Origin of the sequence: Streptomyces sp. NPDC018026 (assembly GCF_044327745.1) — a bacterium.
Lineage (GTDB): Bacteria > Actinomycetota > Actinomycetes > Streptomycetales > Streptomycetaceae > Streptomyces > Streptomyces rubrogriseus.
Genome location: NZ_JBIRFY010000002.1, coordinates 437,041 through 460,113 on the forward strand (window position 1 = coordinate 437,041; position 23,073 = coordinate 460,113).

The window sequence follows — 23,073 nt, forward strand, 5'->3', positions numbered from 1 at the left end:
CGCCCGGCCCGGGGCAGGCGAAAGGGGCGGGCGCCCAACCCGGCGCCCGCCCCTCCCCGTACCGCACCGGACTACGGCACGACCTTCCCGATCCGCACGCTGCCCAGGCCCGCGACCGTGCCGCGGGCGTTGACCAGCTGGACGCGGCCGAAGAACTCGCGGCCCTCGGGCGCGGCGGCCAGGGCCGTGACGCTGCCGGAGACCGTGGCGGAGTCGCCCGTGCCGAGCTTCACCGCCGCCGAGTCGTCCACCGTCACCGAGCCGAGCGTGGCGGCGAAGTACACGTCCCGGTAGTCGTACTCCGTGCTGCCCGACGGCACCGAGTAGCCCACGACCTCGACGGTGTACGTGCCGGCGGCCGGCTTCGCGACGGAGACCGACTCCTCCGAGTCGCCGTCGGCGGACTGGGCGACGACGGCGCCGTCCTCGCCGTAGACCGTCAGGTCCAGGTCGGCGGCCGCGTCGGAGACGCCCCCGATGGCGACGTCCAGCGACTGGGCGCCCTCGGGCACCTCGACCGTGGAGGTGGCCGTCTGACCCTGCTCGATCGTCGGCCGGGACGTCTCGGAGGAGCCGAGCGGGCCGCCGACCAGCTTGCCCTCCAGGGCGGCGTACTTGTTGGTCACCGTCCAGGAGGCGTCGGCCGGGGTGCCGGCCTTGGCCTCGGGCACGGTCACGACCTCCGGGTCGAAGTCCGCGCCGAGCACGGTGACGTCCAGCTCGTAGGGGTTGTCGAGCAGCGGCGACGTGCGCCGTGCCTCGACCTCGACCTCCCAGACACCCGGCTGCGGGTCCGCGTACGCACGCGCGTCGGGGCGGCAGCCGTTGCCGTCGAGGTAGTTGTTGTAGCAGTACGGCGTCGAGGTGTTGTCGGACGGGACGCCGTACGGGTGGATGGAGATGAACCGGGTCTGGCTCTCACCCTTGAGCCCGCCGATCGCCACCTCCAGCGCCTTCGCGCCCTCGGGGACGGTCACGAAGTACGACTCGGTGCTGTTGCGCTGCACCGAGCCCTTCGCGGAGAAGTCGTACTTCAGCGGGGCGGAGACCACGACCGTGGTCAGCACCTGCTGGTCGACGCCCTCGGTGCGCGGGTCGTCCACCTCGAGAATCGCGCTCTTGAGCCCGGCGGAGCCGGGGCGCGCCTCGACCTCGACGGTCACCGGCTCGTTCAGCGGCAGCCGCACCTCGTCGCGGCCGACGATCCGGAAGGTGCGGCCCGCGTTGTTCTCGAAGTCCAGCTCGTGCCGGATCGGCCGGTCGGCGCCGGAGGTACGCGTGAGCGTGATCTCGTAGGTCTTCCGCTGCCCGGCCTTCAGGCCGCCCTCGCGGTCGTAGAGGCCGGTGCCGTAGCCAGGCGTCTCCAGGAACTGGTCGATCGCGGTGTCGACCGGTGCCTTCACGGTGTACTCGTGGGCGCTCGCGCCGCGCCGGATCGACTTCCAGGCGTCGGGGACGTCGATCAGACCCGCGCCCTCCTCGTACGCCTGCACACCCTTGATGTGGTCGGCGGTGGAGGTCAGCGCCGTGCGCAGCTTCGCCGGGGTCAGGTCGATGCGGGCCTGCTTCGCCGCCGACAGGAGCAGCGCCGAGGCGCCCGCGGCCTGCGGGGACGCCATCGAGGTGCCCTGGAGCATGCCGTAGCCGGCCGGGAGGTCGTAGCCCGCCTCCGGAACCGGGGCGCCCGGCATCCAGGTCTGGATGGAGTTGACCGCCGCGCCGGGCGCGGTCAGCGTCGGCGTGAAGCCGCCGTCCTCACGCGGGCCGCGCGAGGAGAACGGCATCATCTGGTACTTGGTCCGAACCGCGGAGCCGTAGTTCGCCGCCCAGGTCTCGCGGGAGATGGACGCGCCGACCGAGATCACCTTGTCGGCGAGGCCGGGGTCGCCGATGGTGTTGGCGCCGGGGCCGGAGTTGCCCGCGGAGATGACGAGCTGCACGCCGTAGGTGTCGATGAGCCGGGTGTACAGCTCGGCGCGGGCGTTGTTGCCGTCGTTGAGGGCGGGCAGTCCGCCGATCGACATGTTGACGATGTCGACGCCCCGGTCGACCACGAGGTCGATCATGCCCTCGGTGAGCGCGACGTTGGTGCAGCCGCCGCTCCACGTGCAGGCGCGGGACGACACGATCTTCGCGCCGGGCGCGGCACCGTCCATCCGGCCGCCGAACAGCCCGTTGGCGGCGGCGAGTCCGGCCACGTGCGTGCCGTGCTCGGACTCGATGACGCCGATGTTGACGAAGTCCGCCTTGTCGCCCGCGGAGTTGTGGACGACGTCCTTGCGGATCTCGACCACGAAGGGCTGGCGCTCGGCCACGTCCGTCTTCGGGTCGTCGGTGCCGAAGTACCCGACCTGGAAGCCGTCCTTGTAGGGCTTCATCGGGGTGTCGTCGGAGAAGTCGTGGTTGTCGTTCAGGTCGACGCGGACCGTGCCGGCCTGCGCGTCGTACAGGACGCCCCAGGAGTCGGTGGTGTCGCCGTCCCGGTTGGCGTCGCCCGCGGCGTCACCGCCGGTGGTGTACGACTCCAGGAAGGTGCTGACCCGGTACGCGCCCGCGGGCGCCGTCCAGGTCTGCCCGCCGTAGGTGAAGGTGGGCCCGGAGACCGAGGTGGTCATCGGGCGCCAGGTGCGGTCGCCGTCGACGACCGGGTCGGTGGCGGTGACCCAGTCGACGATCTTGCGCTCGCCGGTGGTGGTCTTCTGCAGCGCAGGGTGGCCGAGGTCGACACCCGAGTCGAGGATGCCGATGGTCACGCCGCGGCCGTCCGACTTCGGGTGCTTCTTCACGAAGTCGACGGCGCCCGTCTCGAAGGACGGGTTGTACGGGTTCTCGGCCGGGGTCCAGCGGTTCGGCGCCGGGTAGGAACGGCCCTTGTGCGAGGCGCCCTTCGCCGTGTCCGCGCTCGGCGTCGGGTCGTCCAGCGGGATCTCGTCGCGCAGGTCGATGCCGTGCACGGAGGAGAGCTTCGCGGCGGCGGCGATGGCCGAGTCCGCCTTGGCGGTGGGCACGGTGGCACGCACGTAGCCCAGCTCGTCGTAGGTGCGGCCGACGGTGCCGCCGGAGACCGCGTCCAGCTCCTTGGCCACCTGCTCGGTCCGGCCCGGCGCGGTGGCGACCATCATCGTGACGTTCTTCTCGCCGTCGGCCTTCGCCTCGGCGAGCAGGTCCGCGTCGTCGGAACCGAGCTTGTCGTGGGCGGACTTGACGGACGCGTCGACGGGCGGCGCGGTCGTCGCGGGCCCGTCGGCGGCGAGGGCCGCGGGCACCGGCCCGACGGCGGCGAGCGCGGCGGCGAGACCCGTGGCGAGGGCCAGACGGGCCGCGCGTCTGGCGCCCGGTATCGGTTCGCGCTGGGGGCTGTTGGTCATCGGCATCCCTTGGGGTGAAGGAACGAGCGGTACGACCAAGGCCGACCGGCCCTGGCCGAGGCGGTCCGGAATCCGATCCCGGACGACCGCTCAGCTTTACTCAAGGGATCACTGATTGGGGAGAGTTGTCCGGGACGGGACGAAGCCATGGCGTACTTCCGCCATGCGCCATCGGGGACGCAAGGGGCGGCTCATGACAATCCCGTCACCCGGTGGCCCGCCCGGCGCCCCCTACCGGGGCAGTACCACGACATACGCGGCGGGCTCCCGGTCCCCGGCCGCCATCAGCGCCGTCCGTACGACGGCCGCCTGGTGCTCCGGGCAGTCCCGCAGCTTGCGCGGGGTGAGGTGCACGACCGTGATCCCCAGCCGCTCCAGGTGCTCGCGCTTGCGGGCGTGCTCCGCCCGGGCGGCGTCGTCCTCCTGCTGCCGGTGCGCCCGGGTGTCCAGCTCCAGCGCCACCGCCTGCTCGGGCCAGAAGGCGTCCACGCCGCCCAGGTGGGGGCCGCCGGGCAGGCGCAGGCCGACGTTCCAGACCGGCTCGGGCAGGGCGTGCTCGCGCACCATCCGGTACAGCCGCTGCTCGGCCAGCGCCCGCCCCTCGGCGACCAGCGAGTCCACCGCGTCCACCACGTGCGGACGGCTGAGCAGCCGCGCCCGGTTCAGCTCCCGTACCACCGCGGCCGGTTCGCAGTGACCGCCGCGCACCGCCTCCGTCAGCAGCCGGTGGACCGTGCCCGGGTCGGTCAGCTCCGCGACCGCGTCCGCCAGGGCCCGCGCCACCGGCGCCACCGGAACCCCCGTCAGCTCCACGGCGGTCGGCAGCGCGGTCGTGCGGACGATGCGCGCGCACCCCGTCGTGCGCAGCCTGCGCAGCCGCGGGACCAGGACGTCGATGAGTTCCAGGGCCGACAGCGGGGGAGCGGCGGAGAAGCCGTGCAGCGTCAGCGCGGCCAGGCCCGTGATCATCGCCTCCGCGTAGGCCGGTACCGGCGGGTGCTCCCCGCCCGGCTGGACCGGGACCGAGGCGGTCCCGCCGGGTGCCGTGCCCGAGGTGCGCTCCCGCGCCGCGTAGAGCAGCACCGCGTGCAGGCGCTCGTCGCTGGTCGGCGGCCCCGGGTGCAGCAGGACGACGTTCGGCAGGAGCTGCTGCCAGGGTCCGCCGGGCCGGCACTGCTCGTTGGTCTCCGCGGCGGAGACACCGTGCGCCCGCAGCTGGGCGGCCGTCATCAGCCGGCGCCGGCCGTCGGCCAGGACGTGCAGCGGGCGGGGGCGGGGCGAGAGCGGGATGTTGTGCGTCATGACCGGCAACTTCCCGCGCCCGATCGGCCCCTTAACCGCTGTTACACGCCCATCGCCGAACCGGGACAAGCCCGGACTAAAGGACGGGTGTTCGGATGCCGAAACCCCTGGTCCGAACGGGTGGGACCAGGGGTTACGGCCGGCCGGGCACTCATCTTGTAACGACGACGGAACGCCCAGTCATTGGCCAGAGATCGGGTGATCCGAGCGGGGAGGGCGCCCGCTGCCGAACGCCCGCTACGGAACGCCCGCTACCGAACGCCCGCCGCCGCGTCGCAGGCCTGCCCGCGCAGCGCCCGCGCCAGGTCGTCCCGAGCCTCCAGCACCAGCCGGCGCAGCGCCGGAGCCGCGTCCTCGTGCGCCGACAGCCACGCGTCGGTCGCGTCCAGGGTGTCCCGGGAGTCCCGCAGCGACGGGAACAGGCCCCGGACCACGTCCATCCCGATCTGGATGGACCGCTCGGCCCACACCCGCTCGATCGCCGCGAAGTACTTCTCGGTGTACGGCGCGATCAGGTCCCGCTGCGAGGGCTGCGCGAACCCGGCGATGGTCGCCTCCACCAGCGCGTTCGACAGCGCGTCCGACTCCACCACCTGCGCCCAGGCCTGCGCCTTCACCGCCGCCGAGGGGCGGGCCGCCAGACAGCGCACCTGGTGGCGCTTGCCGGAGGCCGTGTCGTCGCGGGCCAGCTCGGCGGCCAGGACGCCCTCGTCGGCGGCGCCGTGGGCCGCCAGCGGCGCGAGGAAGGCCCAGCGCAGCTCCTGGTCCACGTCCAGGCCCTCGATCTTCTCGGTGCCCTCCAGCAGCCCGCGCAGCAGCTCCAGCTCCGCCCCGCCGGACGCCACCGACGCGAAGAACCGCGCCCACGCCAGCTGCTGCTCACTGCCCGGCGCCGCGTCCCGCAGCTCGCGCAGCGCACCCTCGCCGAGCAGCCGGCCGCCGGTCTCCCGCCAGTCGGGGGCCGCGTAGTGCACCAGCGCCGAGTTCGTCCAGGCGTGCAGCATCTGCAGGACGCCGATGTCGGACTCGCGCCCCGCGAACCGCAGCACCAGCGCCGCGAAGTCCCGGGCGGGCAGCAGCGCGTCCCGCGTCATGTTCCACAGCGCCGACCAGCACAGGGCACGGGCCAGCGGGTCGGTCAGGGACCCCAGGTGTGCGCGCAGCGTCTCCAGCGAGGTCGCGTCGAACCGCGTCTTGCAGTACGTGAGGTCGTCGTCGTTGACCAGGACCAGCTCGGGCGCCTCGGCACCGGCCAGCTCCGCCACCACCGTGCGCGGCCCCTCGACGTCCACCTCGGCGCGCGCGTACCGCTCGAGCGCGCCCTCGGCGGTACGCCGGTACAGGCCCACCGCGACGCGGTGCGGGCGCAGTTCGGGATGCGACTCGGCGGCCTCCTGCACGACCGCCAGCTCGTCGACCGTGCCCGCCTCGCCCAGCAGCACCTGCGGGGTCAGCGAGTTGACGCCGGCCGTCTGGAGCCAGGAGCGCGACCAGGCCGCCATGTCCCGGCCGCTGGTCTCCTCCAGCACCGACAGCAGATCGCCCAGGCGCGTGTTGCCGTACGCGTGCCGCTTGAAGTAGCGCCGCGCGCCCTCCAGGAACGCGTCCTGCCCGACGTACGCCACCAGCTGCTTGAGCGCGGAGGCGCCCTTGGCGTAGGTGATGCCGTCGAAGTTGAGCTTGGCGTCCTCCAGGTCACGGATGTCGGCCGTGATCGGGTGCGTGGAGGGCAGCTGGTCGGCGCGGTACGCCCAGGCCTTGCGGCGGTTGGCGAAGGTGATCCAGGCGTCCTTGAAGCGGGTCGCGTTGACGTTCGCGAAGGCGCCCATGAAGTCCGCGAAGGACTCCTTCAGCCACAGGTCGTCCCACCACTCCATGGTGACCAGGTCGCCGAACCACATGTGCGCCATCTCGTGCAGGATCGTGTTGGCGCGGCCCTCGTACGACGCCCGCGTCACCTTCCCGCGGAAGATGTACTCCTCCCGGAAGGTCACCATCCCCGGGTTCTCCATCGCGCCCAGGTTGTACTCGGGCACGAAGGCCTGGTCGTACTTCCCGAAGGGGTACGGGTAGTCGAAGTGGTCGTGGAAGAAGTCCAGCCCCTGCTTGGTGATCAGGAAGACGTCGTCCGCGTCGAAGTGCGGCGCCAGGCCCTTGCGGCACAGGGCGCCGAGCGGGATCTCCAGCCGGGTGCCGTCCTCGAAGGTCCGCTCGTAGGAATCCGTCACGTAGTGGTACGGACCGGCCACGACACACGTGATGTACGTCGAGATCGGCTTCGTCTCCGCGAACCGCCACACCCCGTCGACGCGCTCACCGGCGCCGTTGGACCACACCGTCCACTCCTCGGGCGCCCGCACCTCGAAGCGGAAGGGCGCCTTGAGGTCCGGCTGCTCGAAGCCCGCGAAGACCCGGCGCGAGTCGGCCGGCTCGTACTGGGTGTACAGGTACACCTCGCCGTCCTCCGGGTCGACGAAGCGGTGCATGCCCTCGCCGGTACGGGAGTACGCGCACTGGGCGTCGACCACCAGTTCGTTGTCGGCGGCCAGGTCCTCCAGCGCGATCCGGGTGCCGTCGAAGACCTCGCTCGGGTCGAGGTCGCGGCCGTTGAGGGACACGGCGGTGACGCTCGGTGCGACCAGGTCGGCGAAGCTGCTCGCGCCGGGCTCGTTGCAGCGGAAGCGGAGCGTGGTGACGGACCGGAACGTGCGCGGCCCCTCGCCCTGCGCGTCACCGACGGCCGAGCGCACGTCGAGGGACACCTCGTACCCGTCGACGGACAGCAGGGCGGCCCGCTCCCGGGCCTCGTCGCGGGACAGATTCTCACCGGGCACGGGCGGCACTCCCTCGGAAGGTGTTCAGTATGCGGACAGCACCGATCCTGCCATGCGCCCCTGACGGGCGGCAGCCGGGAATGGGCGGGCCGGTCGTTCGGTTGCCCCGATGAGTACTCGCTCGCGCCGCCTCATGAGGAGAGACATGTCGGAGAAGACGCCCGTCGACTTCTGGTTCGACCCGGGCTGCCCCTGGGCCTGGATGACCTCGCGCTGGATCCTGGAGGTGGAGAAGGTCAGGGACATCGAGGTCCGCTGGCACCTGATGAGCCTGGCCGTCCTCAACGAGGACAAGCTCGACGAGCTGCCCGCCGAGTACCGCGAAATGCTGGAGACCAAGGCCTGGGGCCCGGTGCGCATCGTCATCGCCGCCCAGGAGGAGCACGGCGCCGACGTGCTCGGCGACCTCTACACGGCGCTCGGCACCCGTATCCACAACCAGGACGAGGGCCTGGGCCGGGAGACGGTCGCGGCGGCCCTGAAGGACGTCGGTCTGCCCGAGTCCCTCATGGACCACTGGGACGACACCCCCTACGAGCCGCAGCTGCGCGCCTCCCACAAGGAGGGCATCGACAAGGTCGGCCAGGAGGTCGGCACCCCGGTCATCGCCGTGCCCGGCGCCGACGGCGGGCAGCTCGCCTTCTTCGGCCCGGTCGTCACCCCCGCCCCCAAGGGCGAGGACGCCGCCAAGCTCTGGGACGGCACCCTGGCCGTGGCCTCCGTGCCGGGCTTCTACGAGATCAAGCGCACCCGCACCAAGGGCCCGGACTTCAGCAACCTCTGAGCAGGGCACGCATGTCCCCGCGCCCCTCCCAGGGGGCGCGGGGAAAAGGAGGGGGGCAGTCAGTCCTCCTCGGGCAGCGTCGCGCCGACGCGCCACCGGTCCTTGCGCTGGATCCGGCGGCAGCCGTTGTACGTGCAGCGGTGATAGGCCTTGGCGACGAAGACCTCCCCGGGTGCCAGCAGCTCCCCGAGGGCCAGCCGGGCCGCCGCCTTCTCCTCGTCCCCCTCCAGGTCGCGGAACTCGTGCATCGTGTCGCCGCAGTTCGGACACCGTACGTACGCCATGAGCGCCTCCTCGGGTGAACGGTGAGTCATTTCCCCCCGGGGAGGCGCCCTACCCCTGCGCTCGCAGGGGCCGTGTCCGGTCCGCCGCTACGCGGCGACCGGGGTGTAGTGCGAGGCGTCGCCCTCGATGGAGTAGCTCTCCTTGCCCTCGATGCCCACCGGCACGGGGCCGGCCAGCGTCACCCGGTGCAGCCGGCGCGGCCGGCCGTCGTAGTTGTCGACGGCGTAGTGCTGGGTGATGCGGTTGTCGAACAGCACCAGCTGGTTCTCCGACCAGCGGTGGCGCAGCACGTTCTCCGGGCGGGTGACGTAGGACTGGAGCAGTTCGAGCAGCTTGCGCGACTCGCCCACCGACAGGCCCACGATCCGCTGCGCGAACCCGCCGATGAACAGTCCGCGCTCGCCGGTCAGCGGGTGGACCCGCACCACCGGGTGGGCCGTGCGGTACTTGATCGAGGTGAACCTGGACCGGTGCGCGGCCTTCTCGGCGTCGATGTCCTCGTCCGCCACCGCGTAGTCGTAGTCGTTGGTGTGCTCCGCCCACAGGCCGTCGGCCAGTCGCCGCAGCGGCTGGGGCAGGTCGCGGTAGGCGCCCGCCGAGGACGCGATCAGGGTCTCGCCGCCGTACGGCGGGACGGTCAGGCTGCGCAGCGAGGTGGCCTGCGGCGGGTTGAGGACGAAGGTGACGTCGGTGTGCCAGTGGTTGGCGCGGCCCCGCTCGCTGTCGACCGGCAGCACGTTCGGGGCGCCGTTCACCGCGTCGACGGTCGGGTGGGCGGTGGTGAGGTCCCCGAAGGCGCGCACGAAGGCCTGCTGGCCCTCGTCGTCGAGGTTCACGTCGTCGAAGACCAGCGCCTTGTGCTCGGCGAGGGCGGCCCCGAGCGCGGTGACGGTGGCCCCGTCCAGCGGCCGGGAGACGTCGACGCCGGACACCTTCGCGCCGATACGGGAGGTGATCTTGGTGATCCGCAGATCGCTCATGCCGGTTCCTCTCAGATGCGGGTGAGTGCGGCCGGTGCCCCGGCCGCGGCCGGGCCGGTGGCCTCGGTGACGTACTGGTTGCGGGGCCGGGGCAGCCCGTAGCGCTCGCGCAGGGTCTGCCGGGGCCCGTACGCGGTGCGCAGCAGTCCGCGCCCGCGCAGGATCGGGACGACGTGGTCCACGAAGGTCTCCAGGCCCGAGGGCAGCACCGGCGGCATGATGTTGAAGCCGTCGGCGGCACCCTCCGTGAACCACGACTCGATCCGGTCGGCCACCTGCTCCGGTGTCCCGGTGAAGGTCAGATGGCCGCGCCCGCCGCCGAGCCGCCCGATCAGCCGCCGCACGGTCAGGCGCTCGCGCCGGGCCAGCTCCACGATCAGCGTGTAGCGGCTCTTGGCGCCCTCGACGGCGCTCTCCGGCGGCAGGTCGTCCGGGAGCGGACCGTCCAGGTCCAGGGTGCCCGGCTCCAGCCGCAGCAGGTCCTCCAGGCGCCGTACGCCGTGCGCGGGCACGATGTGGTCGTCCAGGACCCGCTCCGCGGCCCGTGCCTCCGCCTCGGTGGAACCGAGCACCGGGACGATGCCCGGCAGCACCTTGAGGTGCCCGGGGTCGCGCCCCGCGAGCCGGGTACGGGCCTTGATGTCGGCGTAGAAGGCCTGCGCGTCCCCCAGCGTCTGCTGTGCGGTGAACACCGCCTCCGCGTACCGGGCCGCGAAGGACTTGCCGTCCGTGGAGGACCCGGCCTGCACCAGCAGCGGGTAGCCCTGCGGGGTGCGCGGCACGTTGAGCGCGCCCTCGACACGGAAGTACGTGCCCTTGTGGCGCGGCGGATGGACGCGGGCGTCGTCGCCCCACACGCCGGCCGCCTTGTCGGCGAGGACCGCGTCGTCCTCCCAGCTGTCCCACAGCTTCAGCGCCACGTCCAGGAACTCGGCGGCACGGGCGTACCGCTCGGCGTGCGCGGGCTCGGCGTCCAGGCCGAAGTTGCGGGCCGCCTCGGCCCCCGCGGTGGTGACGATGTTCCAGCCGGCCCGGCCGCCGCTGACGATGTCCAGCGAGGCGAACCTGCGGGCCAGGTTGTAGGGCGAGTTGTAGGACGTGGACGCCGTCGCGATCAGCCCGATGTGCTCGGTCGCGGTGGCCAGCGCGGTGAGCAAAGTGAGCGGTTCCAGCGCGCCGGCCGGCCGCTGTGCGAGGTTGCTCCACAGCTGCGGGCCGTCGGCGAGGAACAGCGAGTCGAAGGTGCCTCGTTCGGCGGTCCGGGCGAGATTCACGTAGTGCGCGAGACTCACGTGCGCGTACGGGTCGCTCTCCGGCAGCCGCCAGGACGCCTCGTGGTGACCGGTGTTCATCAAGAACGCGTTCAGATGCAGTCGGCGGGTCATCAGTGGTCCTCCGTCACACCGAGGGCGGCCAGCAGCCGCTCCCGGTACTCGCCCAGCTTCGGCTCCCGGTAGGAGCGCGGATGGGGGCGGTCGATGGTCAGGTCGAGGCCGATACGGCCGTGCTCCAGCACCAGCACCCGGTCGGCGAGCACGATCGCCTCGTCGACGTCGTGGGTGACCAGCAGCACCGTGGGCCGGTGGCGCGTCCACAGCTCCCGCAGCAGGCCGTGCATCCTGATCCGGGTCAGGGCGTCCAGGGCGCCGAACGGCTCGTCGGCGAGCAGCAGCTGCGGTTCCCGCACCAGGGCCCGGGCCAGTGCCGCCCGCTGGGCCTCGCCGCCGGACAGCTCCCCGGGCCAGGCCCGTTCCCGCCCCGCGAGACCCACCTCGGCCAGGGCGGCCCGGCCGCGCCCGGCGGCCTCCTTGCCCTCCGCGCCGAGCAGCACGTTGTCCAGCACCCGGGACCAGGGCAGCAGCCGGGAGTCCTGGAACACCACCGACACTCGCTCCGGCGCCGACAGCCGGCCCGCGCCCTCCACGCCGTGGTCCAGTCCGGCCACGGCCCGCAGCAGGGTGCTCTTGCCGGACCCGCTGTGTCCCAGCAGCGCCGTGAACTGGCCGGCGGGCAGTTCGAGGTCGATGCCGTCGAGCACCGTACGGCCCTTGAACGACCTGGTCAGACCGCGCAGCCGGACGGCCGGACGGGTCAGCTGCTCAGTGTGCGTCGCCATGACAGCACCCTCCGCTCGATCAGACGGACCACGCTGTCGGAGACCAGGCCGAAGACGCCGTAGATCAGCAGGCCGACGAGGATCACGTCCGTCTGGCCGTAGTTCTGGGCCTGGAACATCAGGTAGCCGAGGCCGCTGGTGGCGTTGATCTGCTCCAGCACCACCAGCCCCAGCCAGGAGCCGGTGACACTGAGCCGCAGCCCCACGAAGAAGCCGGGCAGCGAGCCGGGGATCACCACTTGGCGGATGAACCGCAGCCGGGACAGGCCCTGCACCTCGGCCAGTTCGACGTAGCGGCTGTCGATGCCGGACAGCGCGGCGTGCGTGTTCAGGTACATCGGGATGTACACGACGATCGCGATGATGGCGATCTTGAAGGTCTCCCCGATGCCCAGCCACAGGATGAACAGGGGGATCAGACCCAGGGTCGGAACGGCCCGGTTGAGCTGCACCGTCCCGTCGATCAGGGCGTCGCCCACCCGGCTGAGCCCGGCGGCCAGCGCCAGCAGCACCCCGGCACCGAGCCCGATCGAGAATCCGGTCGCCGCCCGGCGCAGCGAGGTGACGACGTCGGTGGCCAGCGTCCCGTCCGACCACAGCCGGCCGGCCGTCTCCGCCACCGTCCAGGGCGCCGGGATCGCGCCGGGATCCAGCGCCCCGGCGGCCGAGGCGGCCGTCCACAGGACGACCACCAGCAGCGGACCGGCGAGCCGGGCGGCCGGCCACCGCTTTCCGGGCGACAGCCGGCGGCGCCTGCGCACCTGACGGGTGTCCTCGGCGAGGGTGACCGCGCTCTCGGCGGTCGCGAGGGTGGTCACGGCGCTCACCTCCGGTATTCCGCCGTCGCGGCCCGTGCCGCGATGGCCTCGAAGCGACGGTCGAAGAGCTGCGTCACGTCGAACTTCTTCACGAAGCCGCCCTCCGCCAGCAGGTCCGCCGTCTCCTGCTCCCACCTGATCGCCTCGTCCCAGTTCGGCGGGAACAGCGGCTTGTTGGCCAGTTCGGTGACGGCCTCCGCCTGCGCGAGGGTCAGGTTCTGGGTCTTGACGTAGTACTCCTCGTTCCACCGGTCCGGGTGCTCCCAGGTCCAGACGAGGCCCTTGACCCACTGCGGGATGTAGGCGGCGACCGCGGCGGCCTTGGCGGGATCGTTCAGTACGGACTGCGGCGCCCACAGCACGCTGAGCAGGTCGACCACGTCGGTCTCGATGGTGTGCGCGCCCTTGGACCCGTACTGGTTGAGATAGGCGGGGGCCTGGCTGTTGGCGAGCGGGGCGATGTCCACCTGACCGGACTGGAGCGCGGTCAGGAACTGGTTGCTGGTCAGCGGCACCAGTTCGACCTGGTCGTGGTCGAGTCCCGCCTTCTTGAGCGCGCGCAGCAGCACGACGCCCTGCGCCTGCCCCTGCGAGAAGGCCAGTTTCCTGCCCTTGAAGTCGGCCGGGGTGCGAATGTCGCTGCCGGGCTTCGTCGCGAACAGGTAGTTCGGTTTACGGGTGAGGTTGACGGCGACGATCCTCGCCCTGAAACCCTGGTAGTAGGCCTGGATCGGCGGAATACCCGCATTGTTGGCGAGGTCCAGGGAGTCCGCCCGGAAGGCGTTGATGACGTCGGGTCCCGCACCGATGTTCAGCCAGTCCGACACCTTGAACGGAACCGTCAGCCGGGCCAGTTCGAACTGGATTTGCTGAGTGTTCTGATAAGAGGAGATCTTCAGGCTGGTGCCCTCGGGCACCGTGTCGGAGAGCGGAGCGGTGGAGGCGCCCTCCGTCTCGGCGGCGGCACTGCCGCCGGCGCAGCCGCTGAGCCCGGCGACGGCTGCCGAAGCGCCGATCAGCGAGGTGAGGAAGAGACGGCGGTCAATGCCTGTGGCAGGCGGAGAGGGCATGGGAGAACTCCCTGATCTCATACGGACGGGAAACGGCGGCAGCCGGGGAAGACGGCACGGCACGGCAGGGTGGTGCCGGGGCAGTGGGGCATGCGGAATTCCGGAGACGGAAAAGGGAATTCACGCAGAATTCACGCAGCGGGATGCGCGCTCCGGGCGCGCCGGGGCGTCAGCAACAGAGGGTGCGACAGCTCATGGGGTGAATGCTTCCGGTCGTCGGTGATCCGTGTCAACATTCCGAGGCGCTGAATTAATTAACCTCAGGTGAAGCGCCCAACGGATCCCGGTACAGCACGTCCAGGACGACCGAGCCGCCCGCGACGGCCAGCACGGATTCGGGAAAACTCGTCGGGAAGACGTCCGCCGCGCGTTCGGCGCCGACCTCCTCCCGCAACGCCGCCAGGCAGTCCGTGCGGTGCACGGCGCCGATCTCGGTCACCAGCACCGTCTCCGGGTTGAGGACGTCCGCCAGCAGCCCCGCCGCCCGCCCGGTGGCCCGCGACCGCTCAAGCAGCAGGGCGGCGGCCACCGGATCACCGGCGTCCGCCGCGGCGAGCACGTGCCGCGGATTGGCCCCGTCGGTGATCCCGGCCGCACGGGCCCGACGGCACAGGGTCCGCTCGCTCAACTCCGCCTGGAGGCAGCCGGTACGCCCGCACGCGCACGGCTCGCTGCCGCCCGGCACCGGCAGATGTGCGATCGCGCCCGCCTGCGAACGCGGCCCGTGGTGCACCTCGTCGTGGGTGGCGAAGGCCGCGTCGACCACGTTGCCGACGAACAGGTGCAGCACGCTCCCGCTGCCCCGCGCCCGGCCGAACAGCCGCTCACCGTTGACCAGCGCCCGGGCGTGCCCGTCGACGTGGACCGGCAGCCCGGTGTGCGCGCCGAGCACCTCCCGCACCGGTACGTCCCGCCAGCCCAGCAGTCCGTGCTCGACGATCACGCCGGAATCCCGGTCGACCCAGCCGCCGGCCGCGAGCCCCACCCCGAGCGGCCGGGCGTCGCGGACCTCGGCCAGCATCGCCGCCAGTGCCTCGGCCGCGCGGGGCAGCACCCACCGCGGATCGGTGCGCTGGTGCTTCAGTTCCCGCTGCCGCACCACCCGGCCGCGCAGGTCGAGCAGCGCGACGGTGGTGTGGGGGACGGCCACGTGCAGCCCGCCGACCACGAACCGCGAGTCGTCGAGGTCCAGGGGCACGTGCGGACGGCCCACCCCCTTCGACCGCCGCGGCGGCTCGGCCTCGCGGACCAGCCCGAGCCGGGTGAAGCGGGCGCAGTAGTCCGTCACGGACGCCGGGGACAGTCCGGTCAGCCGGGCTATGGTGCTGCGCGCCACGGGCCCGTGCTCCAGCACGGAGCGCAGCACCACACCGGCGGTGGCCCGCCGCCGGTCGCGGTCGGCGCCGCGCGGTAGGGGGGAAGCGATCAGGGTTGCCGCGGTACGGGGCATGGGGGTGGGTCTCCTCCGGAACGGGTCCGACACTGCGCCGTCTGAACGGACGGAGGCGTGCCGGGTCCACCCCGCCCGCCTCACGGATCTGTTGACTCGTTCGCCGGGGGCACCCGTGTGGTGGTGCCCCGTCAGCTCACGCGAGGACGGCGACAGGTGGCGGTGCCCTGGCGTCGCAGGTCGACATAGCGACGCGACGTGAAGTTCCGGGCCTGGGCAACCATGTGTTCGAAGCTAGCAAAACGCCACCGCCCTGCCCAGACGGCGACCGACGGGCGAGACGGAGAGCGCCGTGCGGCGAGACGGAGAGCGCCGAACGGCGAGACAGAAGGCCCCCGCGAGTCACGTCCTCGCGGGGGCCTTCCTCATTCCGCCTGCCCGGTGAAGGTTGAGAAGACGATCACGAGGCAGGGCGATCGGGGGCGGCTGTCACGGCGCCAGCAGCAGCGTGTTGGTACGGGACTTGGCGGCCTCGTAGCGCCTGGCCACGTCCTGCCAGTTGACGACGGCCCACATGGCGTCGATGAAGTCCACCTTCTGGTTTCTGTACTGCAGGTAGAAGGCGTGCTCCCAGGCGTCGAAGACCAGGATCGGGGTGGAGCCCTGGCCGACGTTGCCCTGGTGGTCGTAGATCTGCTCGACGATCAGCCGGCCGCTCAGCGGCTCGTAGGCCAGCACGCCCCAGCCCGAGCCCTGGGTGGTGGCGGCGGCCTTGGTGAGCTGGGCCCGGAATCCGGCGAAGGAGCCGAAGGACTCGGCGATCGCGTCGGCCAGCTCGCCCACGCCGTCCTTGTCCAGGGGCTCGCCGCCGCCGTCACCGGTCATGTTGTGCCAGTAGATCGAGTGCAGGATGTGGCCGGAGAGGTGGAAGGCCAGGTTCTTCTCCAGGCCGTTGATCGAGCCCCACGTCTCCTTGTCCCGCGCCTCGGCGAGCTGCTCCAGCGTGTCGTTGGCGCCCTTGACGTACGCGGCGTGGTGCTTGTCGTGGTGCAGCTCGATGATCTCGGGACTGATCACGGGAGCCAGCGCCGAGTAGTCGTACGGCAGTTCAGGAAGCGTGTAGACGGACATGGCGGATCCCCTCCGGCCTCTTATTGCAAAGGGCTTGCAAGTGCACGCTAGCAGCAAGAGGTCCGGGAGGGGCGGACCCGGCACGCACGAAAGGACCCCCGCACGCCTTCGTGCGGGGGCCCGGGGGAGATTCGCGGGCGGGGACCCTAGCGGCGAGCCGCGCTCCGCCGCTGCCGGGCGTAGCCGACGGCCGCCAGGACCAGCGTCATCCCGCCCGTCGAGTACAGCTGCACCCGTGTGTCCGGCTCGCGGGCCATCAGAACGAACACCGCGGCCATGCCCGCCAGCGCCACCCAGGTCAGCCACGGGAAGGCCCACATGCGCACGACCAGCTTCTCGGGCGCCTCCCGCTCCAGCCGGCGGCGCAGCCGCAGCTGCGCGGCGGCGATGAAGATCCAGACGACCAGGATGACCGCGCCGATCATGTTCAGCAGCCAGGAGAAGACGTCGTCCGGCCGCCAGTAGCTGAGCAGCACGCAGCCGAAGCCGAAGAGGGAGGAGACCAGCACCGCGACCCGCGGCACCCCGCCCGACACCCGGCCCAGCACCTTCGGTCCCTGACCCCGCTCGACCAGCGAGTAGCCGATGCGTGAGGCGCCGTAGATGTTGGCGTTCATCGCGCTCAGCAGCGCCACCAGCACCACGATGTTCATGAGCTGCCCCGCGCCCGGGATGCCCAGTTCGTCGAGGGCCGCCACGTACGGGCCCTTCTCGACGACCTCGGGGGAGTCCCAGGGGACCAGGGTCACGATGACCGCCATCGAGCCGATGTAGAACAGCGCGATGCGCCACATCGCCGTCCGCACGGCGCTCGCCACGCCCCTGACCGGGTTCTCCGACTCGGCCGCCGCGATGGTCACGGTCTCCAGGCCGCCGTAGGCGAACACCGAGGCGAGCAGGCCGATGATCAGACCGTTGCCGCCGTTCGGCAGGAAGTCGTCCAGGTGGGAGGTGCCGGGGGAGTCGGTGCCCGGCAGGACCCCGCAGACCGCCAGCACGCCGAGCACCAGGAACAGCGAGATCGCGCCGACCTTGAGGGCGGCGAACCAGAACTCGAACTCGCCGAAGTTCTTCACGGCGGCCAGGTTCGTCCCGCAGAACACCACCATGAACAGCGCCACCCACGCCCACTCGGGCGTACCGGGCAGCCAGCCGTGCACGATCTGCGCGGCGCCGATGCCCTCAAGACCGACGGCCGTGCACAGCAGCACCCAGAACGCCCAGCCCGCGGTGAAACCGGCCCACGGGCCGATCGCCCGCTCGGCGTGCGCGGAGAAGGAACCGGAGGAGGGATACGCGGCGGACATCTCGCCCAGCATCCGCATCACCAGCATCACGAGCAGGCCGGAGACGGTGTAGGCGACGACGATCGAGGGTCCCGCGGCGGCGATCCCGGCGCCGGAGCCGACGAACAGCCCGGCTCCGATCACCCCGCCGAGGGCGATCATCGACAGGTGGCGCTGCTTGAGGCCGTGGGAGAGGGAGGCGTCCGGCGACTGCTGCGGCGCCTTGGTGGTGGTGCTGTTGGACATGGAGCGGCTCGTCCAATGCGTGGGGGGCTTGGGCAGGGCAAAAGCGCCCACAGTCTCGGGTCTCGTGCCGCCCGGCGACAGCGGATGCCCACGATACGGACGACCCGGATACGGAATGTGATCATCCGAATGCGAAGTTCCGCTTACTGGTGACGCCCGCCTCACCCCCTCGGTGACCGGTGTCACCCGAGTCCGTGTGTATCCCGCGGCCTTTGTCGGGAGCCCACCAAGCCCACGCGCGGGCCTTTGTCGAGCGCTGCTGGTGATCGGTCCCGCCCGCTGGGATAGCGTCGCGGTGTCCCGACATGTCCACACCACCCCACCGCGGAGTCCCCATGAGCACCGCTGCCGTCCCCGCCCGATCCGGGCAGGTCCTCGCCGACCTCATCCCCTCCTCCCGAGTCCGGGACGTCGCGCTGGTGGCGGGCGGTGCCGTGCTCACCGGCATCGCGGCCCAGATCGCGGTGCCCGTGCCCGGCTCCCCGGTGCCGGTGACCGGCCAGACCTTCGCGGCGCTGCTCGTCGGCACCTCGCTCGGCGCCCGCCGCGGCCTGCTCTCCCTCACGCTCTACGCCCTGGTCGGGATGGCGGGCGTGCCGTGGTTCGCCGAAGGCGGCTCCGGCACCGCCGCCCCCTCCCTCGGCTACGTCTTCGGCATGCTGCTCGCCGCCACGGCCGTGGGCGCCCTGGCCCGCCGCGGCGCCGACCGCTCGGTGCTGCGCACGGCCGGCACGATGCTGCTCGGCGAGGCGGTCATCTACGCCGTCGGCGTGCCGTACCTGGCCCTGGCCGCCGACATGTCCCTCACCGCCGCGATCGCGGCCGGCCTCACCCCGTTCCTGATCGGCGACGCGCTGAAGGCCGCGCTGGCGATGGGCGTCCTGCCCACGGCGTGGAAGCTGGTCGACAAGCGATAACCGGCCGCCGCGGGCCCGCACGAGAAGAGGCTCGCCGGAGCGCTACAGCGCCCGGCGAGCCTCTTTCGTTTCCCGGCGGAGATCAGCCCTTCACGGCGTCGGCGGCCTTCCGCGTCGCGGTGACCCGCTGCTTGACGAAGGCGACGACGAGGACGAGCGCGGCGACGAGCAGCGACAGCAGCACGGTGCTGCGCCCGTCGTGCTCGGTGTCGGTCAGCATGTAGCCGAGCACGAAGACGATGACCGCGGCGGCCGCCCAAGTCAGGTACGGGTACAGCCACATCCGCACGACCAGCTTCTCCGGCGCCTCGGCCTGGATGATCTTCCGCAGGCGCAGCTGCGAGAAGCAGATGGCCAGCCAGACGAAGAGGGCCACCGCGCCCGAGGAGTTGAGCAGGAAGAGGAAGACCGTGTCGGGGAACTTGTAGTTGAAGAAGACCGCGACGAAGCCGAAGACGACGGACGACAGGATCGCCGTCTGCGGCACCCCGCGCCGGGTGGTCCGGGCGAAGGCCTTCGGCGCGTCCCCGCGCTGACCGAGCGAGAAGGCCATGCGGGAGGCGGTGTAGAGCCCGGAGTTCAGACAGGACAGCACGGACGTCAGCACGATGAAGTTCATGATCTCGCCGGCGTTCGGGATCCCGAGCGAGTCCAGCGCGGCGACGTAGGAGCCCTGGTCGACGATCGACTGCGAGTCCCAGGGCAGCAGCGCGACCACGACGAAGATGGACCCGAGGTAGAAGACGGCGATGCGCCAGATGATGCTGTTGGTCGCCTTGGTGACGGCCCGCTGCGGGTCCTCCGACTCACCGGCGGCGAGCGTGGGGATCTCGCTGCCCATGAAGGAGAAGACGACGAGCAGTACGCCGGTGAGAACGGCCCCGGCCCCGTGCGGCAGGAACCCGCCGTGTTCGGTGAGGTTCCCGAGCCCGGCCTGGTCGCTGTCCACGCCGGGCAGCACCCCGAAGACGGCCAGCCCGCCGACGACGATGAACGCCGCGATGGCGACGACCTTGATCCCGGCGAACCAGAACTCGAACTCGCCGTAGGAGCCGACGGAGGCGAGGTTGGTGGCGGTGAGCACGACCATCACGATCAGTGCCCAGCCCCACTGCGGCACGGCGGGAATCCACCCTTCGAGGATCTTGGCCCCGGCGGTGGCCTCCACGGCCAGCACCACGACCCAGAAGAACCAGTAGAGCCAGCCGATGGAGAACCCGGCCCACGGGCCGAGCGCACGGTCGGCATGTGCGGAGAACGAGCCCGAGGTCGGGTTGGCGGCCGACATCTCCCCGAGCATCCGCATCACCAGCACCACGAGTGTGCCGACGAGGGCGTACGAGAGGAGGATGCCGGGTCCCGCGGTGGCGATTCCCGAACTGGAGCCCACGAACAGCCCGGCTCCGATGACGCCGCCGATGGCGATCATCGAGAGGTGGCGGTTCTTGAGTCCGGCCTGAAGACCGGAACCGGGTCCCGAGGGGCCCGCGGGCCCCTCCTCGGACTTGGTCAAGGTCGGCTGCGAAGTCATGGGGGGAGGGTTTCCTTTGCGCCGGTCGAGCACTTTCCCGTACGAGCGGTGTACGAGCCGGACCAGTGAAACGGAGGCGAACGAATTCAGGAACCTTTGAATCCGGATCGATACTTGAGCTTTTCCTGAGCTTTTAAAGTTTCACGAGTCGTTTTCCCAGTCGCGACCCGAAGCGTCCACCGCTCGGCGCGCGTGTCACACTCGACGCATGCGCGTGTATCTCGGCTCGGACCATGCGGGCTTCGAACTCAAGAACCACCTCGTCGAGTGGCTCGCGGCGGCGGGTCACGAGCCCGTCGACTGCGGTCCGCACATCTACGACGCCCAGGACGACTACCCGCCCTTCTGCCTGCGCGCCGCCGAGCGCACGGCCGCGGACCCCGACGCCCTCGGCATCGTGATCGGCGGATCCGGCAACGGCGAGCAGATCGCGGCGAACAAGGTGAAGGGCGTGCGCGCGGCGCTGGCCTGGAGCGAGGAGACGGCGTCGCTGGGCCGCCAGCACAACAACGCCAACGTCGTGGCGGTCGGCGCCCGCATGCACACGCAGGAGGAGGCGACGAAGTTCGTCGAGACCTTCCTCGGCACCCCGTTCTCCGGCGACGAACGCCACATCCGCCGCATCGACATGCTCACGTCCTACGAGACGACGGGCGACCTTCCCCCGGTGCCGTCCCACCACCCGCAGCAGTAGAACCCCCCGAGGACCCGACCCGCCCCGCCGCCCCCCACCGCGCGAGCACCGGGGGGCGGCACCGGCCCCGCGGCCGGGCGAAAGGACACCGCACGTGCCAGAGGGGCACACGATCCACCGGCTGGCCCAGGACTACACCGCCGCCTTCGCCCGCACGGCAGTCCGCGTCACCAGCCCGCAGGGCAGGTTCGCCGACTCCGCCGCCCTTCTCGACGGCACCGTCCTGACCACCGCCGACGCCCACGGCAAGCACCTCTTCCTCGGCTTCGGCACAGCCGGGAACGCGACCGAGGACGCGGCCGGGAACGCGACCGAGGACGCCGCCGAGAACCCCGCCTGGGTCCATATCCACCTCGGCCTCTTCGGCAAGGTCGCCTTCGGCCCGGCCCCCGCGCCGCCGCCCACGGACACCGTCCGCCTCCGCCTGGCCAACGACACCGCCCACGTCGACCTCCGCGGCCCCACCACCTGCGCCCTGATCACGGCCCCGGAGAAACAGGCGATACACGACCGCCTCGGCCCCGACCCGCTGCGCACCGACGCCGACCCCGCGGCCGCCCACCGCCGGATCTCCCGCAGCCGCACCACCATCGCCGCCCTGCTCATGGACCAGAAGGTCGTCGCCGGCGTCGGCAACGTCTACCGCGCCGAGGTCCTCTTCCGCCACGGCATCGACCCGTACCGCCCCGGCAAGGACCTCACCCCCGCCGAGTGGGACACCATCTGGCAGGACCTCACCGCCCTGATGCGCGAGGGGGTGCGGAACAACCGCATCGACACCGTCCGCCCCGAGCACACCCCCGAGGCCATGGGCCGCCCGCCCCGCGTCGACGACCACGGCGGCGAGGTCTACGTCTACCGCCGGGCCAACCAGCCCTGCCACCTGTGCGGCGGCCCGATCAGCACCGCCGACCTCGCCGCCCGCAACCTCTTCTGGTGCCCCACCTGTCAGAAACGGTGAGAGTCCGGACTCAGAACCCGTGCGGCAGCCACGGCGCCACGTCCGACCCGAACCCCACCGACGCCTCCGCCAGCGCCCCGGCCCGCACCTCGCGCACCCGGCCGGCCGCGCCCAGCGAACCCAGCCGCACACCCCCCAGGTACGCCGCGCCCAACTCCCGCACGGACAACGCCAGATCCGCCCCGTCGGACGTACGCTCGCACGACGCGCCCTTCGCGTCGCCGCTGAGGCGCCAACGCCCCGCGTTCCAGGGGCAGAAGGCGTCCTCCACCTCGAACACCACGTCCACCGGCGCCTGGTAGGTCCGCGCCGCGAGCGCCGCACCCACGTCCACCAGCCGCACGTACAACGCGTCTCGCAGCTCCGGACGGCACCGCCGGATGTCCGACACCTGGTACTGCCACGCCTCGTCGACCGGCCGCCCCCGCACCGCCAGCCGGGAGGTCAGGTCGACGTCGTACAGGAAGCGCCACAACGCCGCCTCGGTCGCCGGGTCGAGCCCCGCCAGATCGCCGAGGACCACGGTGCCCCCGGCCCCCTCGGGCCCCCAGGCCGGCCGCACCCGGAACCGCGCGAACCCGGTGACCTCGCCGCCCCGCCGGGCGAGGACGCACTGCAGGGGCGAGGCGCCGTCCCGCCCGCTCTCCGGATCCAGCAGCGCCAGCCGCTCCCAGCCGGGCCGCCGGGCCAGCATCCCCGGCCGCCCCGGCACCAGCCGCGCGTAGACCGCCTCGCACGCGTCGAGCACGTCGGCGGGCGCCGCGTACCGCAGCCGTACGTCATCCGTGCCGGCCGGCACCGACAGCCGGACCCGGCTCGTGTCGATCTCCGCGCTCAGCGAGAAGGTCGCGGCGCCGTACCCGAACCGGCCGTAGATGGCCGGCTCGGAGGCCGTCAGGACCGCCAGCGGCTCGCCCCAGGCCCGTACGTCGTCCAACTGCCGCCGCATCATCGACGTCAGCACGCCCCGGCGCCGGTGCGTGGCGGCGACGCTCACCATCGTCACGCCCGCCGCGCGCACCCGCGCGCCGCCCGGCACGGTCATCCGGAAGTCGAACGACCCTGTCGTCCCGACGCACGCCTCGCCCTCCCCGTCGTCCTCCCAGACGCCGATCGACCGGTCCACCCGCGTCAGCTCCCGGAACAGCTCCAGCTCCTCGGCCGGCTCCGGAACCCCGCCGAAGGCACGGATCAGCGACCCGTACCAGGTGTCCCACTCCTCGCGCCGCAGCACCCGCGGCTCCGTCGTCGTCATCGGCATCGTTGTCGTCGTGCCGCCGCCGTCATCACCCGTGGACCGTTCCATACGGCATGCGTACCAGGGCGGCACGAGTCGGGCGAGACAATTTCCGCAGGGGTG

Annotated in this window: 18 protein-coding genes; 4 read left to right on the forward strand and 14 right to left on the reverse strand. The window is 71.9% G+C overall.

Features of this window, described 5'->3' with window-relative positions; genetic code table 11:
* Positions 1-71 precede the first annotated feature (71 nt).
* The 3 genes from ACH4D3_RS07620 to pepN form a co-directional block, all read right to left on the reverse strand.
* The gene (locus ACH4D3_RS07620) at positions 72-3,368 is read right to left on the reverse strand and encodes a S8 family serine peptidase (protein ID WP_398317645.1); all 3,297 of its coding nucleotides are present in this window, start codon (positions 3,366-3,368) and stop codon (positions 72-74) included.
* 231 nt (positions 3,369-3,599) lie between these two features.
* On the reverse strand, positions 3,600-4,670 hold the full coding sequence (locus ACH4D3_RS07625) for a hypothetical protein (protein WP_398317648.1): 1,071 nt from the start codon (positions 4,668-4,670) through the stop codon (positions 3,600-3,602).
* Positions 4,671-4,921: 251 nt separating this feature from the next.
* Positions 4,922-7,504, reverse strand: a complete 2,583-nt coding sequence (pepN, locus tag ACH4D3_RS07630) for an aminopeptidase N (protein ID WP_398317651.1) — start codon at positions 7,502-7,504, stop codon at positions 4,922-4,924.
* A 145-nt stretch (positions 7,505-7,649) separates the two neighbouring features.
* Between pepN and ACH4D3_RS07635 the strand changes: the two genes are divergently transcribed.
* Positions 7,650-8,288, forward strand: a complete 639-nt coding sequence (locus tag ACH4D3_RS07635; RefSeq protein WP_398317654.1) for a DsbA family protein — start codon at positions 7,650-7,652, stop codon at positions 8,286-8,288.
* A 59-nt stretch (positions 8,289-8,347) separates the two neighbouring features.
* Here ACH4D3_RS07635 and ACH4D3_RS07640 read toward each other — a convergent pair whose 3' ends face one another.
* From ACH4D3_RS07640 to ACH4D3_RS07680, 9 genes are all read right to left on the reverse strand, one after another.
* Positions 8,348-8,572: a hypothetical protein gene (locus ACH4D3_RS07640; protein ID WP_382887444.1), complete on the reverse strand. Its 225-nt coding sequence runs from the start codon at positions 8,570-8,572 to the stop codon at positions 8,348-8,350.
* A gap of 87 nt (positions 8,573-8,659) precedes the next feature.
* Complete coding sequence (locus ACH4D3_RS07645; protein WP_398317657.1) at positions 8,660-9,553, reverse strand: TauD/TfdA dioxygenase family protein; 894 nt, start codon at positions 9,551-9,553, stop codon at positions 8,660-8,662.
* An 11-nt stretch (positions 9,554-9,564) separates the two neighbouring features.
* Entirely contained in the window at positions 9,565-10,938 is a 1,374-nt protein-coding gene (locus tag ACH4D3_RS07650) for an LLM class flavin-dependent oxidoreductase (protein WP_398317660.1), read from the reverse strand.
* Positions 10,938-11,669 carry an ABC transporter ATP-binding protein gene (locus tag ACH4D3_RS07655; protein ID WP_398317663.1) on the reverse strand — a complete coding sequence of 244 codons (732 nt, stop codon included), beginning with the start codon at positions 11,667-11,669 and terminating at the stop codon, positions 10,938-10,940. Before ACH4D3_RS07655 ends, ACH4D3_RS07650 begins: the two co-directional genes overlap by 1 nt.
* On the reverse strand, positions 11,645-12,496 hold the full coding sequence (locus ACH4D3_RS07660) for an ABC transporter permease (RefSeq protein WP_398317666.1): 852 nt from the start codon (positions 12,494-12,496) through the stop codon (positions 11,645-11,647). Before ACH4D3_RS07660 ends, ACH4D3_RS07655 begins: the two co-directional genes overlap by 25 nt.
* Positions 12,493-13,557, reverse strand: coding sequence for an ABC transporter substrate-binding protein (locus ACH4D3_RS07665; RefSeq protein WP_398317669.1), 1,065 nt, complete (start codon positions 13,555-13,557; stop codon positions 12,493-12,495). Before ACH4D3_RS07665 ends, ACH4D3_RS07660 begins: the two co-directional genes overlap by 4 nt.
* A 250-nt stretch (positions 13,558-13,807) precedes the next feature.
* On the reverse strand, positions 13,808-15,007 hold the full coding sequence (locus ACH4D3_RS07670; RefSeq protein ID WP_398317672.1) for an ROK family protein: 1,200 nt from the start codon (positions 15,005-15,007) through the stop codon (positions 13,808-13,810).
* A 429-nt stretch (positions 15,008-15,436) separates the two neighbouring features.
* Entirely contained in the window at positions 15,437-16,078 is a 642-nt protein-coding gene (locus tag ACH4D3_RS07675) for a superoxide dismutase (protein ID WP_398317675.1), read from the reverse strand.
* Positions 16,079-16,224: 146 nt separating this feature from the next.
* On the reverse strand, positions 16,225-17,610 hold the full coding sequence (locus ACH4D3_RS07680; protein WP_398317678.1) for an amino acid permease: 1,386 nt from the start codon (positions 17,608-17,610) through the stop codon (positions 16,225-16,227).
* Between the two features lie 335 nt (positions 17,611-17,945).
* On the opposite strand from ACH4D3_RS07680, the gene ACH4D3_RS07685 reads away from it, so the two are divergent.
* Complete coding sequence (locus tag ACH4D3_RS07685) at positions 17,946-18,527, forward strand: biotin transporter BioY (protein ID WP_398317681.1); 582 nt, start codon at positions 17,946-17,948, stop codon at positions 18,525-18,527.
* Between the two features lie 82 nt (positions 18,528-18,609).
* Here ACH4D3_RS07685 and ACH4D3_RS07690 read toward each other — a convergent pair whose 3' ends face one another.
* Positions 18,610-20,058 (reverse strand): amino acid permease, encoded by a 1,449-nt coding sequence (locus ACH4D3_RS07690; RefSeq protein WP_398317684.1) that lies wholly within the window; start codon positions 20,056-20,058, stop codon positions 18,610-18,612.
* 208 nt (positions 20,059-20,266) lie between these two features.
* Between ACH4D3_RS07690 and ACH4D3_RS07695 the strand changes: the two genes are divergently transcribed.
* Together ACH4D3_RS07695 and ACH4D3_RS07700 are read left to right on the forward strand one after the other, a co-directional pair.
* The gene (locus tag ACH4D3_RS07695) at positions 20,267-20,752 is read left to right on the forward strand and encodes a ribose-5-phosphate isomerase (protein ID WP_398317687.1); all 486 of its coding nucleotides are present in this window, start codon (positions 20,267-20,269) and stop codon (positions 20,750-20,752) included.
* Between the two features lie 94 nt (positions 20,753-20,846).
* The gene (locus tag ACH4D3_RS07700) at positions 20,847-21,713 is read left to right on the forward strand and encodes an Fpg/Nei family DNA glycosylase (RefSeq protein ID WP_398317690.1); all 867 of its coding nucleotides are present in this window, start codon (positions 20,847-20,849) and stop codon (positions 21,711-21,713) included.
* Between the two features lie 10 nt (positions 21,714-21,723).
* On the opposite strand, the gene ACH4D3_RS07705 is transcribed toward ACH4D3_RS07700, so the two are convergent.
* Complete coding sequence (locus ACH4D3_RS07705) at positions 21,724-22,968, reverse strand: GNAT family N-acetyltransferase (protein WP_398317693.1); 1,245 nt, start codon at positions 22,966-22,968, stop codon at positions 21,724-21,726.
* Between the last annotated feature and the right edge of the window lie 105 nt (positions 22,969-23,073).

What these genes read in the sequence shown, in the direction of transcription:
- ACH4D3_RS07620 (WP_398317645.1), bottom strand. Translation starts at nt 3,368, where the DNA reads ATGACCAACAGCCCCCAGCGCGAACCGATACCGGGCGCCAGACGCGCG.
- ACH4D3_RS07625 (WP_398317648.1), bottom strand. Translation starts at nt 4,670, where the DNA reads ATGACGCACAACATCCCGCTCTCGCCCCGCCCCCGCCCGCTGCACGTC.
- ACH4D3_RS07635 (WP_398317654.1), top strand. Translation starts at nt 7,650, where the DNA reads ATGTCGGAGAAGACGCCCGTCGACTTCTGGTTCGACCCGGGCTGCCCC.
- ACH4D3_RS07640 (WP_382887444.1), bottom strand. Translation starts at nt 8,572, where the DNA reads ATGGCGTACGTACGGTGTCCGAACTGCGGCGACACGATGCACGAGTTC.
- ACH4D3_RS07645 (WP_398317657.1), bottom strand. Translation starts at nt 9,553, where the DNA reads ATGAGCGATCTGCGGATCACCAAGATCACCTCCCGTATCGGCGCGAAG.
- ACH4D3_RS07650 (WP_398317660.1), bottom strand. Translation starts at nt 10,938, where the DNA reads ATGACCCGCCGACTGCATCTGAACGCGTTCTTGATGAACACCGGTCAC.
- ACH4D3_RS07655 (WP_398317663.1), bottom strand. Translation starts at nt 11,669, where the DNA reads ATGGCGACGCACACTGAGCAGCTGACCCGTCCGGCCGTCCGGCTGCGC.
- ACH4D3_RS07665 (WP_398317669.1), bottom strand. Translation starts at nt 13,557, where the DNA reads ATGCCCTCTCCGCCTGCCACAGGCATTGACCGCCGTCTCTTCCTCACC.
- ACH4D3_RS07670 (WP_398317672.1), bottom strand. Translation starts at nt 15,007, where the DNA reads ATGCCCCGTACCGCGGCAACCCTGATCGCTTCCCCCCTACCGCGCGGC.
- ACH4D3_RS07675 (WP_398317675.1), bottom strand. Translation starts at nt 16,078, where the DNA reads ATGTCCGTCTACACGCTTCCTGAACTGCCGTACGACTACTCGGCGCTG.
- ACH4D3_RS07680 (WP_398317678.1), bottom strand. Translation starts at nt 17,610, where the DNA reads ATGTCCAACAGCACCACCACCAAGGCGCCGCAGCAGTCGCCGGACGCC.
- ACH4D3_RS07685 (WP_398317681.1), top strand. Translation starts at nt 17,946, where the DNA reads ATGAGCACCGCTGCCGTCCCCGCCCGATCCGGGCAGGTCCTCGCCGAC.
- ACH4D3_RS07690 (WP_398317684.1), bottom strand. Translation starts at nt 20,058, where the DNA reads ATGACTTCGCAGCCGACCTTGACCAAGTCCGAGGAGGGGCCCGCGGGC.
- ACH4D3_RS07695 (WP_398317687.1), top strand. Translation starts at nt 20,267, where the DNA reads ATGCGCGTGTATCTCGGCTCGGACCATGCGGGCTTCGAACTCAAGAAC.
- ACH4D3_RS07705 (WP_398317693.1), bottom strand. Translation starts at nt 22,968, where the DNA reads ATGACGACGACGGAGCCGCGGGTGCTGCGGCGCGAGGAGTGGGACACC.